13 protein-coding genes and 1 tRNA gene are annotated in these 13,027 nt (G+C 33.0%); 9 read left to right on the forward strand and 5 right to left on the reverse strand.

Annotation, left to right across the window (positions count from 1 at the left end; genetic code table 11):
* Nucleotides 1-36 precede the first annotated feature (36 nt).
* The 3 genes from U6A24_RS20105 to U6A24_RS20115 all read left to right on the forward strand — a co-directional run bounded on the left by U6A24_RS20105 (nucleotide 37) and on the right by U6A24_RS20115 (nucleotide 2,021).
* A complete protein-coding gene (locus U6A24_RS20105) occupies nucleotides 37-216 on the forward strand; it encodes a DUF4177 domain-containing protein (protein ID WP_324181812.1) in 180 nt (59 codons plus the stop codon).
* 66 nt (nucleotides 217-282) lie between these two features.
* Nucleotides 283-1,233, forward strand: a complete 951-nt coding sequence (locus U6A24_RS20110) for an SPFH domain-containing protein (RefSeq protein WP_324181813.1) — start codon at nucleotides 283-285, stop codon at nucleotides 1,231-1,233.
* A gap of 278 nt (nucleotides 1,234-1,511) precedes the next feature.
* Nucleotides 1,512-2,021, forward strand: a complete 510-nt coding sequence (locus tag U6A24_RS20115; RefSeq protein WP_324181814.1) for a hypothetical protein — start codon at nucleotides 1,512-1,514, stop codon at nucleotides 2,019-2,021.
* Nucleotides 2,022-2,079: 58 nt separating this feature from the next.
* On the opposite strand, the gene U6A24_RS20120 is transcribed toward U6A24_RS20115, so the two are convergent.
* Complete coding sequence (locus U6A24_RS20120; protein ID WP_324181815.1) at nucleotides 2,080-4,122, reverse strand: glutamine--tRNA ligase/YqeY domain fusion protein; 2,043 nt, start codon at nucleotides 4,120-4,122, stop codon at nucleotides 2,080-2,082.
* Nucleotides 4,123-4,237: 115 nt separating this feature from the next.
* On the opposite strand from U6A24_RS20120, the gene folB reads away from it, so the two are divergent.
* Nucleotides 4,238-4,594: a dihydroneopterin aldolase gene (folB, locus tag U6A24_RS20125; protein WP_324181936.1), complete on the forward strand. Its 357-nt coding sequence runs from the start codon at nucleotides 4,238-4,240 to the stop codon at nucleotides 4,592-4,594.
* Between the two features lie 95 nt (nucleotides 4,595-4,689).
* Nucleotides 4,690-4,760, forward strand: a tRNA-Cys gene (locus U6A24_RS20130).
* A gap of 36 nt (nucleotides 4,761-4,796) precedes the next feature.
* On the opposite strand, the gene U6A24_RS20135 is transcribed toward U6A24_RS20130, so the two are convergent.
* Genes U6A24_RS20135 through rnr form a run of 3 tightly spaced genes read right to left on the reverse strand, consistent with a single transcriptional unit; the run spans nucleotide 4,797 to nucleotide 8,462 of the window.
* The gene (locus U6A24_RS20135) at nucleotides 4,797-5,492 is read right to left on the reverse strand and encodes a LysE family translocator (RefSeq protein ID WP_324181816.1); all 696 of its coding nucleotides are present in this window, start codon (nucleotides 5,490-5,492) and stop codon (nucleotides 4,797-4,799) included.
* A 37-nt stretch (nucleotides 5,493-5,529) separates the two neighbouring features.
* Nucleotides 5,530-6,204 (reverse strand): head GIN domain-containing protein, encoded by a 675-nt coding sequence (locus U6A24_RS20140; RefSeq protein WP_324181817.1) that lies wholly within the window; start codon nucleotides 6,202-6,204, stop codon nucleotides 5,530-5,532.
* 59 nt (nucleotides 6,205-6,263) lie between these two features.
* Complete coding sequence (gene rnr / locus U6A24_RS20145; RefSeq protein WP_324181818.1) at nucleotides 6,264-8,462, reverse strand: ribonuclease R; 2,199 nt, start codon at nucleotides 8,460-8,462, stop codon at nucleotides 6,264-6,266.
* Between the two features lie 471 nt (nucleotides 8,463-8,933).
* Between rnr and U6A24_RS20150 the strand changes: the two genes are divergently transcribed.
* The 4 genes from U6A24_RS20150 (at nucleotide 8,934) to U6A24_RS20165 (ending at nucleotide 11,536) form a co-directional block, all read left to right on the forward strand.
* Nucleotides 8,934-9,173 (forward strand): DUF2007 domain-containing protein, encoded by a 240-nt coding sequence (locus U6A24_RS20150; RefSeq protein WP_324181819.1) that lies wholly within the window; start codon nucleotides 8,934-8,936, stop codon nucleotides 9,171-9,173.
* Nucleotides 9,174-9,737: 564 nt separating this feature from the next.
* On the forward strand, nucleotides 9,738-10,172 hold the full coding sequence (gene rpiB, locus U6A24_RS20155) for a ribose 5-phosphate isomerase B (RefSeq protein ID WP_324181820.1): 435 nt from the start codon (nucleotides 9,738-9,740) through the stop codon (nucleotides 10,170-10,172).
* 3 nt (nucleotides 10,173-10,175) lie between these two features.
* Nucleotides 10,176-11,087: a cation diffusion facilitator family transporter gene (locus U6A24_RS20160; RefSeq protein WP_324181821.1), complete on the forward strand. Its 912-nt coding sequence runs from the start codon at nucleotides 10,176-10,178 to the stop codon at nucleotides 11,085-11,087.
* A 2-nt stretch (nucleotides 11,088-11,089) separates the two neighbouring features.
* The gene (locus U6A24_RS20165; protein ID WP_324181822.1) at nucleotides 11,090-11,536 is read left to right on the forward strand and encodes a GNAT family N-acetyltransferase; all 447 of its coding nucleotides are present in this window, start codon (nucleotides 11,090-11,092) and stop codon (nucleotides 11,534-11,536) included.
* Nucleotides 11,537-11,612: 76 nt separating this feature from the next.
* Here U6A24_RS20165 and U6A24_RS20170 read toward each other — a convergent pair whose 3' ends face one another.
* Nucleotides 11,613-13,016 (reverse strand): DUF5689 domain-containing protein, encoded by a 1,404-nt coding sequence (locus tag U6A24_RS20170; protein ID WP_324181823.1) that lies wholly within the window; start codon nucleotides 13,014-13,016, stop codon nucleotides 11,613-11,615.
* Nucleotides 13,017-13,027: the final 11 nt, after the last annotated feature.

Here is a 13,027-nt window from a genome sequence, read left to right on the forward strand (position 1 = left end):
TATACTGATATTGTATACACTAAAAACTTCTAATCAATGCAAAAACAATACAAAGTACTAAAAAGATCAAACATGTGGTCTACCGAAAAACTAAGAAAAGAAGTTGAAGACACTTTAAATAAAGTATCAAAAGAAGGTTGGGAAATTGTTTCGGTAGCCTTTGGGTCTTCAAGTAGCTCGGGTATGTCTACAGCCATGATAACTATTTGTAAATAACTACAATCTTTCACATTTTATACCTAAATTCATTCTTTCTAAATACTAACTTTTAAACAAAAAATAATGGGTCTATATTTAATTCCACTAGTCATTTTCGGTTTTATTGTTCTTATATCAGGAATATTTACCGTAAAACAACAAACCGCTGCCGTCGTTGAACGTTTCGGTAAGTTTTTAAGCATAAGAAACTCTGGCTTACATTTCAAAATTCCTGTTTTCGACAGAATAGCTGGCCGAATTAATTTAAGAATTCAACAACTTGATGTAATTGTAGAAACTAAAACAAAAGATGATGTGTTTGTGCGCCTTAAAATTTCGGTTCAGTTTCAGGTAATTAAAGAAAAGGTGTATGATGCTTTCTATAAATTAGAAAATCCACATGACCAAATTACATCTTATGTATTCGATGTTGTACGTGCCGAAGTTCCTAAAATGAAACTTGATGATGTTTTTGAAAGAAAAGATGACATTGCCATCGCAGTAAAACAAGAGCTTAACGAGGCTATGGTTAATTACGGATACGATATCATTAAAACACTCGTAACCGACATTGACCCGGATTTGCAGGTAAAAGAAGCGATGAACCGAATTAATGCAGCAGAACGTGAAAAGGTTGCTGCCGAATATGAAGCAGAAGCAGAACGAATTAAAATTGTAGCCAAAGCCCGTGCCGAAGCAGAAAGTAAAAGATTACAAGGTCAAGGTATAGCAGATCAACGAAGAGAAATAGCTCGCGGTCTTGAAGAAAGTGTCGACGTGTTAAATAATGTTGGAATTAATTCGCAAGAAGCATCTGCCTTAATTGTAGTAACTCAACATTATGATACCCTGCAATCTATTGGTGAAGAAACCAACAGCAATCTTATTTTGTTACCAAATTCTCCACAAGCCGGAAGTGATATGTTAAATAATATGATCGCATCTTTTACTGCCTCCAACCAAATTGGTGAAGAAATGAAAAGACAAAATGCCAAAAAAGGAATTAGTCGAAAAAAACCAGATTCAGAACAATAAAAATGAACATATAAAGTTTGTTTCTAAATCCGGTCATTAAAAAAGATCGGATTTTTTTATTTTTTGTAAAAAACCAATTTTTTTATACAAATAATCAATTTAGAGCTTTTTAAGGGCATTTTGGTAAGCACAGAAATAAATTGTATTCTTTTTTTTTTAAATTGTCTTAAATTAGCTCATATAAAACAAGTTTTAATAAATAAAAACAATCATATTCAAAAATCGATAAAGACATACTATAGTTTGAAATATATGTATATTTGCGTAAAATTATCCCCATGAAAAATTACTTAATTATTTTATTATTTATTTCTGGAAGTGTTTTTTCCCAGAATATTAAAACATTAAAAAAATCCGCATTACGCGATGCAAAAGCCGCCACACAAGCCTCTGTCGATAAAAATTTAAGCAATATCCTAAAATATACACATCCGAAAGTTTATAAAGCCTATGGAGAAAAGCAGTTAATGGAGACCATGGATGAGATTTTTAGAACTATGGATGCGCAAAATATAAAAATTGTGAGCTCTAAAATCGATGAAATTAGTGATATAAGAAAAGAAAACAGAGAATATCGTTGTTTGGCAAAAACAACAACGAAAATGAATTTTAATGGTAGGTCCGTTACTTTAAAAAGTTCTTTGTTTGGCTTTTATAACGATAAAAACTCTCAGTGGTATTTTGTAGAATCTAATAAACTTCTAGATGATCCTGAAACTCAAAAACTGTTTCCAAAATTTAAGACAGAAATTGAAATTCCGATCGATGAGCATATTGAAGATAATTAAAAAACTATACTCTCTATAATTAAAAAACCCTTGATTTATAATCAAGGGTTTTTGTTCTTTATATGCTATATTTCTCTTTTAAAATCAAAGCTTCTGCCTGCAATAGCTCATTTTTATCATCCACTGCTTTAAGAATAAATTCTTTTGCCAATTGATTTGGTATCAAAACTTTATCTTCAAGAATAACGCCCAAGGAAATCATTGTGACTATTCTTGTACCTACCTTTTTTACAGCTGTGTTATAAAGAGGTTCAAGTTCTTCAACAGAAACCTTCTTTGCAGTTTCTTTTATCTTTGTTTTAAGCGCTTCTCGCTTTTGATCTGGTAAATTTGTATACTTCTTCCCTGCTCTTTTGATTTCTTCTATTGCAGGTATTTCTTTTTGGGTATTTGGCTGTTGTTTATTGTTATTTTGTGATGTTTGTTTCGGCTTTACTTTTGCCCAGGTATCTCGTAAACCAACAGTTTTATTAAACACCAATGCCTTAGCATTACTCTCCAAATCCACATTAAAATATCCAAGTCTTTGAAACTGAAACTGATCTAATGGTTTAGCGCTTTTTAAGCTTGGTTCTACATAACCTGTAATTACCCTTAAAGAATCTGGATTCAAAAATTCCATAAAATCTTTATCCTTATGCCCGTCTGGTGCCTCATCATTAAACAATCGATCATATATCCTCACTTCAGCAGGAATAGCATGCGCAATTGACACCCAATGCAATGTCCCTTTTACATTACGCTTTGATTCCTCGGTACCACTACCCGACTTACTCTTAGGATCATAGGTACAATGAATTTCAGTAATATTTCCATTATCATCTTTTACAACATTCTCACCCTTAATAATATATGCATTTTTAAGACGAACTTCTTTTCCCAATGTTAATCTAAAAAATTTACGGCCTGCTTCTTCTTTAAAATCTTCTCTTTCAATATATAATTCACCAGAAAAAGGCACTTTTCTAGATCCTGCAGTTTCATCTTCAGGATTATTTTCGGCATCCAACCACTCTTCCTCTCCCTCTGGATAGTTAGTAATAACCAACTTTACAGGATCCAAAACGGCCATCACTCTGGGTGCGGTTTTATTAAGATCTTCTCTAACGCAAAATTCTAAAAGTGAAACATCAATGACGTTTTCACGTTTTGCTACCCCTACAGTCTCTACAAATTTCCGAATAGATCCTGGCGTATAACCGCGTCTTCTTAATGCAGATATTGTAGGCATTCTAGGATCATCCCAACCCGAAACAACACCATCTTCTACCAATTTGAGAAGCTTACGCTTACTCATAATGGTATAACTTAGATTAAGTCTTGCAAATTCCCTTTGTTTGGGTCTTATATTGCTGCTATAAACCTGATCCAAAAACCAATCATATAATTTTCTATGTGGCTTAAACTCTAACGAACACAAAGAATGCGAAATATTTTCTATATAGTCACTTTCGCCATGAGTCCAATCATACATAGGATAGATACACCACTCATCTCCTGTTCTATGATGTGACTTTTTAAGTATTCTATACATCAAAGGATCACGCATCAACATGTTGGGATCTGTCATATCTATTTTGGCTCTTACTACATGTTCTCCTTCATCAAACTCTCCTTCCTTCATTTTTCGAAAAAGATCCAAATTTTCTTCTACAGAACGGTCTCTGTATGGACTATTGGTTCCTGGTTCTGTGGTAGTTCCTTTTTGTTCTGCAATCGCCTCTGCAGACTGAGAATCTACATATGCCTTTCCATCTTTTATTAACTGGATCGTCCAATCATATAACTGTTGAAAATAATCTGAAGAATAGCACTCTTGGTCCCATTGATATCCCAACCACGTTACATCTCGTTTTATTGCATCCACGTACTCCTGCTCTTCTTTTGCCGGATTTGTATCATCAAAACGTAAGTTGACCGGTGCGTTATACTTAAGTCCCAATCCAAAACTAATACCAATTGCCTTGGTATGACCAATGTGTAAATATCCATTGGGTTCGGGTGGAAAACGAAATCTAAGATCTTTGCTATCCATTCCGTTTTTCAAATCTTCTTCAATAATTTGCTCTATAAAATTGAGCGATTTCTTATCTTCTGTCATTACATATAAAATGAGCTACAAAACTACTAAAAATCTCATCTTGTAAAGCAACAAAAAAAGGGTTGTTTTCCGGTGTGCAGATAAAAAGAAACTTTTAACTTTGCTAAAAAATTCTGTGGGATTAATTAAGCTAAAGAATATTAAGATTTATGCCTATCACGGGTGCCTGGTTGAAGAGAAAAAAATAGGTTCTGATTATAGAGTAGATCTAAAGATAAAAGCCGATCTTACCAAATCTGCTGCAACAGACAAATTGAGCGACACCGTAGATTATGTACATCTTAATCATGTTGTAAAAGAAGAGATGGCTATTCGTTCTAAATTACTAGAACATGCGGCAGAACGTATACTGGTTAGAATATTAAAAGAAATTCCTTTGGTACAAAAAGCGACTATTGATGTTTCAAAAATTAATCCCCCTATAGGAGGAAATGTTGAAATGGTTACGATTACAAGAAGTAAAAATCGTTAACTTTGCATAATAATATTCTTCGGAATTGCATTTAATGTAAAATCATTTAAGAAGTATTCATAAATTTTTTTACATTTGCCAACCGACCAAAAATTGGTGTCGTGGCCGAGTGGCTAGGCAGTGGTCTGCAACACCATCTACAGCGGTTCGAATCCGCTCGACACCTCAAAAAAAATCCTGTAAGTAATTTTACAGGATTTTTTTATTTAAACTTTGACTCAGGTCTTATTTTCTCGATTCTATCCTGTATTTTTTGTTCTACCTCATCAGGAACAACCCCTTTTAATATCAAAAATGCACCAAAAACCACCATCATAATACTTATTATTCTTTTGATAATATAGGTTCTTTTTGGCGTAAGTTTTCTTTTAAGGCGCTTTGCCAAAAGCATTTTAAAAACATCAATAAAAAGATATGTACCCAAAACAACACTAAAAAAATAGAGTATTCTATTGGTATCCATATCCAATTGAGGTCCAATAACAATAATAATACTTAACCAGAAACCTAAAACACCAATGTTTATGAAATTGAGCAAAAACCCCTTTACAAAAAGCATCAAATAATTATGCTTATTGATAATTTCTACAGATGTATCCCTAAGTTTGTTATAATTCTTTTTCTCTTGAATAAATGAAATCACACCATAAGTAGCCAATAAAACCCCTCCAAAAATAAACAATGCAGGGTCATCTTTGATCTTTTCCAGAATTTGATTGGTAGAAAAATACGCAATAAGAATGAAGGCAATATCTGCAAAAATAACTCCTAAATCTACCGCCAAAGCAGCTCTGAATCCTTTTATTGCAGCTGTTTCTAATAGTACGAAGAAAACTGGTCCGATTAGAAAAGCTAATAAAAATCCTAAAGGTATAGCAGCTTGAGCATCTTGAAGCATTGGGTATCCAGGTGTTTCTTACAAAGTTAAAAACTACTTAGTTAACTTCAATAATTTTTCCACCTAAAAGTTTTTGCGTATCCATTTCTCTAGGATTCCCATATATTCTAATGGTTCCACCGGCATTGGTATTGGCTTTCATATAATTTTGTGCATTCACCTCGGCAGTACCACCTGCACTTACTTTTACCTGTGTATCCTTGGTTCTAAGATTACTGGCATAATACTGGCCACCAGAAGTAATGGTTACCTCCTGCTCTTTTGCTTCTCCTTTTATTTCAATTTCTCCTCCGGTAATTGCTTTAGCAAAAATAAATCCAGCTTCGACTTCGGCTCTTATACTTGCACCTTCTTGTGCTCGTAGGTCTAAATTCTCGGCACTAATAACGCCTTTGGCTTTAACTCTTGCTCCTTCGTTCACATCAATTTTATTAATCTGGGTGTAGTACACGGTTACTTTGGTGTTATTATTATCCCATATATTATCAAGCGACATTCTTATTTTTAGAAGACTTCCATTTTGAACTACATCTACTTCTCTTCTCTTTATACCCGTAACTTCTACTCTATTTTCATTCCCTTTAATTAAAGTAACCTGAATTTTATCAAATACCTTCAATTCATTAAAATCTCTAACATTTTTTGTTATAACATCTTGAGCTTGTATAGTTGCTGCAAGAATAAATGCTGTTATGAACATTAATTTTTTCATCGCCCTAAAAATTTAAAATTAAACCTAAGATTTATGTGTTTTATATTAAAAAGTTAGTATTACTCTATCTCGTTTCTACCTCCTAAAAGTGTAAAATCCAAATGTCTTTTGACTAAATCAGCATTCTTTACCTTTACATACACTTCATCACCTAATTGATATATTTTCTTTGATGTTTGCCCAATAACAGCATATTCATCTTGATCAAAAATATAATGGTCATCATTTATGTCTTTCAGACGAACCATTCCTTCACATTTATTGCTTATAATCTCTACATAAATTCCCCATTCGGTAACACCAGAAATAACTCCCAGGAATTGCTCATCTTCATGATCTTTCATAAACTTAATCTGCATGTATTTTATAGAATCTCGTTCAGCACTAGCCGCTAGGTTCTCCATAGAACTGCTATGATTACATTTTTCTTCATATTCTTCCTCTGCAGCAGATTTTCCTTTATCCAGATAATGTTGCAACAAACGGTGTGCCATAACATCTGGATATCTTCTAATAGGTGAGGTAAAATGTGAATAATAGTCAAACGCCAATCCATAGTGGCCAATGTTATGCGTAGTGTATTCAGCTTTACTCATACTTCGTATAGCAAGCGTATCTACCAGGTTCTGTTCCTTTTTACCTTGGACATCCTTTAATAAACCATTTAGGGACTTTGTGGTTGTTTTTCGATCTCGAAGGTCTAGTTTGTATCCAAATCGACCGATGATATTTTGTAAGGCAGCTAGTTTTTCATCATTGGGTTCATCATGAACTCGATAAATGAATGTTTTCTTAGGATTTTGTTTTCCGATGAATTCTGCCACCTTTTTATTTGCCAGAAGCATGAATTCCTCGATAAGTTTATTTGCGTCCTTAGAAGTCTTAAAAAATACGCCTACGGGTTCGTTGTTTTCATTTAAACTAAATTTTACTTCAACTTTGTCAAAAGAAATTGCTCCATGTCGCATTCTTTTACCACGCATGATCTTTGCTAATTGGTCCAGTTTAAGAATTGCATCGGCTATATTCTGATCGCTTTTATATTCTTTACCTGTAAGTGAAATATCGGCCGGAATAATATTTTCTTTAGTTTCTATAATATGTTGCGCCTCTTCATATGCAAAACGAGCATCAGAATAGGTAGCCGTTCTGCCAAACCATTGATTCTTGATCTCGGCCTTGTCATTTAATTCAAAAACGGCTGAAAAAGTATATTTCTCTTCGTGAGGTCGTAGTGAGCAAGCGTTATTCGATAATACTTCGGGGAGCATAGGAACAACCCTATCTACCAAGTACACCGATGTTGCTCTTTCATACGCCTCATCGTCCAAAATGGTACCAGGAGTTACATAGTGAGAAACATCTGCAATATGAATTCCTACCTCATAATTCCCATTTTCCAGAACCCGAAATGACAACGCATCATCAAAATCTTTAGCATCTTTTGGATCGATAGTAAACGTTAAGATATTTCTCATATCCCTACGTTTTTTTATCTCAGATTCTTGTATACTGGTATCTAGCTGATTAGTATATTCTTCGACATCTTCAGGAAACTCATACGGAAGGCCATATTGCGCCAATATTGCATGAATTTCGGTATTATGTTCTCCTGGTTTACCCAGTACCTTTACAACCTTACCAAAAGGTGAATCTGCTTTATCTGGCCAATCTTCAAGTTTTACTAAAACCTTATCTCCATCTTCGGCTTTTCCGATCTTATTTTTTGGAATAAAAACATCAGTATACATTTTAGGGTCTTGCATATTTACAAATGCATACTTCTTTTGGATCTCAATTACTCCAACAAACTCACTCCTTTTACGTGTAATGATTCTAGATATTTCGCCTTCACTTTTTCCTCTGCGCTTTCTACGATACACATATACTTCTACTTCATCACCATGCAGTGCTTTATTTAAGTTATTGCTTGGAATAAAAATATCATCATCAAGATCCTCTACTATTACATATCCACTACCTTTTGCCGTGATATCCAAAATCCCGGTATAGGTATTTATATTGGGTATAATCTTAAATTTTCCTCTATCAACCTCTTCAATTTGTTTTTTTGCCGCTAATTGTGCTAACTTCTTAATTATCTGATTTCTACTACTTGCATCATTTACTCCAAACTTTGCTGCAATTTGTTTATAGTTGAATGTTTTACTGGGTTCAGATTTTAATATTTTGAGTATTCCTTGGGTGATATTCTCTATTTTGGGAGACTTTTTTCTTCTTCTACTCTTTCTTTTCATTAATATCAATTATGTTATATATGATAAAAGTACAGCTTATCTTTTAACATTAGTAATTTTAAGTTTAAACTTTTATTAATCCCTAAATCGTATAACTGTTTAATAATAAAAAAATGCATTATTTGTAAATCAAAGGTTTACATTTAAAAATTCTAAACAAACTTGATCATTTCTCTTAAAAATTACTTAATTTTATTACACTACTATTCAAATCAAAACGTTTTGTATTTTAATCAACTATGCCTAAAATCAAAAAAATACATAAGATTATAGTATTCTTCGTTCTAATTTTTCTATTAGGCATATATTCTTTTACTCTTTACATAAGCAACACAATCGATCAGAAAAAAGAAACCGTTCAAGAATATGAAACCACGGGATCTGGTAAATTGGATAGAGAAGCAGTTCAGATAAATTAGATTCTTTTTTATATTTTGTATATTTAGATAAACCTATATCTAAACATTCTTAATGAAAGATTTTGTTATCATAAAGACCTACACTTATCCACATGAGTATGCGGTTCTAAAACTCCTTTTAGACCAAGAAGGAATTTCTTATTTCTTTGAAAATGAAACAATGATAGGTGTTTTCCCCTTTTACTCCAACGCTTTGGGCGGAATCAATCTTAGAGTGCACCTAAAAGATAAAAACAAAGTACTTCAAATCATTAATGATCTAAACACTAATTCACATTTAAGAATAGTCTAAATTCTATACTCAATTTTACTTTACAAATTAGAACAGTTTTCAACATATACTATATATATCTTTTTTTCTTTTTAAAAATTTAAAACTAAAAATGATGATTATAATGTAGTGTGGATAGCGGTATAACTTTTTGATATTTTATTTGTTTTTTTGGTTAGCTTAAATTTTCAGAAACATATAAACAAGATATTAATATGTTAATAGCCTGAAAATGTTCTAAAAGTAAAATTTAATTAACAGTTGTTAATAGGTAATAAACACATTAAAATTTTAATATTTTTACGGTAAAACCGTAGTTTATAACATTGATTTAACATTTGAAAACTTATCCAAAAAAAGGTGAGTTTTAATTTTGATTTGTTTGAAAGATCCTTGTATTCGAATAAAAAATAAAATCACCAAAAAAACTTTCTGAATTTTAGGAACTATTTATTCACATCTAGTGTTAACAGAAGAGTAGTAGTTATTAACATTGGGGTAACATTACGTTAAATAATTGATTTTTTGGATATTACTTTTTTTGGATTGAATTATCTTTGTTGAAACAACAAAAACACATAAAAAATGAAAATAGCTATCGGAAACGATCATGCAGGAACTGCATATAAATTTGCAGTTGTTGAATACTTAAAATCAGAAGGAATCGAGGTGACTAACTATGGTACAAACGAAGAGAGTAGTGTGGATTATCCTGATTTTGTACATCCGGTAGCAAAAGATGTTGATGGTAAAAAGGTAGATTTTGGTATTTTAATTTGTGGAAGCGGTAATGGAGTATGTATGACTGCAAACAAATATAAAAATGTACGAGCCGGGCTTTGCTGGACAAAAGAAATAACAGAATTAACGAGACAACATAATGATGCTAATATCATATGTATTCCTGCAAGGTTTACATCACAACCTCAGGCATTAGAGATGGTAAAGACATTTTTATTTACAAAATTTGAGGCAGGCAGACACCTTAACAGAGTAAATAAAATACCGATGTGTATTTGACATATGACACACCATCACACTCATAATCATTCACATCAAAAACTTACCGGGCGTAATTTATTATTTTCTATTCTTTTAAACGTTGGTATTACTGTTGCCCAGGTAGCAGGGGGATTAATATCGGGTAGTTTGTCGTTATTATCGGATGCCTTGCATAATTTTAGTGATGTACTTTCTCTGATAGTTAGTTATTTTGCCAATAGGCTTGCTAAGAAAGAAGCATCAATCAAAAGAACTTTTGGTTTTAAAAGAGCCGAAATTATGGCAGCATTTATTAATGCTGCTTCTTTAATGATTATTGCAATTATATTGATTTTTGAGGCTATAGAACGCCTTCAAAACCCTCAAAAGATTAGTGCTCAGATTGTGATTATATTATCTGGTATTGCAATTTTAGGAAATGGACTTAGTGTTTTGCTACTGCGCAGGGATAGTAAAGTAAATATGAACATGCGATCGGCATATTTGCACCTTATAACTGATTTGATGGCATCGGTAGCAGTATTAATAGGTGGTTTGCTAATGCGATATTATGAGATTTTTTGGGTGGATAGTGTTCTTACGTTTGCTATAGCTGTTTATCTTATTATTGTTGGATTTGATTTATTAAAAAGGTCATTTAAAGTATTAATGCTATATACACCAGACACAATAGAAGTGAAAGAAATTGTAGCAACAATTAATGGGCTCCCAAAAGTAAAAAGTATACATCATGTTCATGTTTGGCAACTTAATGAGGAAGAAACGCACTTAGAAGCTCATATCGACTTTCAAGAAGATATTCAGGTATCAGAATTTGGAAATATACTTCATGAAATTGAAGCTATATTACAAGAACAGTTTAATATCAATCATGTAACATTACAACCAGAATATGGCAAAAAGGATAATAAAGATATAATTGTACAGGATTAATTATGGGTCTTAGATTTGAAGTTAAGCGTTTTGATGAGTTGATTACGCCAGAATTATATAAAATTTTGCGCTTGCGCGCAGAGGTATTTGTAGTAGAACAAGATTGCGTTTATCAAGATATTGATAATAAAGATCAAAAAGCTTTACATGTGATTGGATATAAAAATGATAACATCGTTGCTTACACCAGGATTTTTGAAGCAGGAAATTATTTTGAACAAACCAGTATAGGACGTGTAGTCGTTTCAGAAGAGGAAAGAAAGTATGGTTATGGCCACGATCTTATTAAAGAAAGTATTTGGGCTATAGAAAAGCATTTTGGTGCCACAGATATCAAAATATCTGCTCAGACCTATCTAAAAAAGTTTTATGAGACCCATGGGTTTCAACAGATAGGAGAGGAGTATCTTGAAGATGGAATTCCGCATATTGGGATGGTGAAATCATAATTATCAATAAGTTTAATCGTAGAAACCCCAAAGTTTCTAAAAAAGGACCTCAGGATCTTTGAATAAACAAACTAAGCTACTGTCCTTTTACTATAAAATTATCAATATGGTAGCGAGTAGTTGCTCTAGGGTCACCACCTATATACCTAAAACCTATTCTAATACGCCCATCTAAGCATGATAAAGGTATTGGGCCGGCTGGAATGCTGTCGCCAAAACCATTTAAAGGCCCACGAGGAAGGTTTGCATCCAATTTTATCCAAGAAGTTGAATGAATGTTACCTGTATAATCATTAGTTACAAAAACTTCCAGAATATTGCCATTATCATACCCTGCTTGCACATCAAAATTCAAAATTTCACTAGTTGAAGCATCCAAATCAATTTCTGGAGTTATTAACCATACCTCGTATATAGGTTCTTTTGATCTAAACCCAGTAATTTGTGCATATTGGTTATCGGCAAAGTCACCAATTTCAAAATCCAGCATACCTCCAGCAATGTTGGTATTGATCCACCCCAGATCTTTAAGGTCTTTGGTTTTTAATCCGGTGAAACCCTCTTCAAACAAAGTGTTGGTTCCCTGATCGGTAGAAGGGCATTGTAAGACTTCTGGGTCACAACGGCTTTCTATATCAAAAACGAGACCCTGTGGGTCGTTTAGTACCAAATTAAAAGCTTCGCCCAAAAAATTTTTAGTGAGAATCCCGGTAAAACTTCCTTGATTGTTGGGTAAAGTAAGCCCTTTAAAATCAGAAAAGGTACTGGTGCTTAAAATAGTTTTTTGCCCAGTTTCACAACTTTCAAGAATTCGTTCGCCATCAAATTCATCATTAGGCTCTGCAGCAAGCGTAAAGGCGTTGTTGTCTAAAACAATATTTTTATTGAATTGAAGGTTGTTCATTTTTATATAAAGATTTAAAAAATGGTCGGCAAAGTCTTCCATTGTAATTTCCAAAGGAGTAATGGCAAATACTTCAGAAGAACGAATTATAAATTCACCTACAGAAAAAGAAGGAATAGCCCGTACTGTATTACCGTCTAGAGCGCCCAATGTTGGAAGTCCATTTTCTAAACCAACTGATAAACCATCAAGCTTAACAAAGACCTTTCGGCCAAATTCAAAAGATGTATATAAGGGTGCATTGTCAATTAAAACTCTAATTCCAGCGGTTGGATTTACATTTTTATTTTGAATAATAAGTTCTTTAAAAAAATTACCCCCTTTATCGCTGGACACTACATAACCAACTAGATAGTTGTTTGTGTTATTAAAAATAGCCTTTGCGTTTTCTCCTTCCTTTTCGATTTGTTGATTCATAATACCCAAAACGGCTTCAATATTTATTACGGTTCCATTAATAGACGGTTCTTCTATAAGTAATGGAGGGGTTGCAAAATCTTCTTCTGGAGTACACTTTGTGACAAGCAAAACAGTTATTAGTCCACATGCCGAGATTATTAATTTTTTAATATCCATATTGTTTTTTG

It is taken from the genome of Aquimarina gracilis (assembly GCF_035285365.1).
GTDB lineage: Bacteria > Bacteroidota > Bacteroidia > Flavobacteriales > Flavobacteriaceae > Aquimarina > Aquimarina gracilis.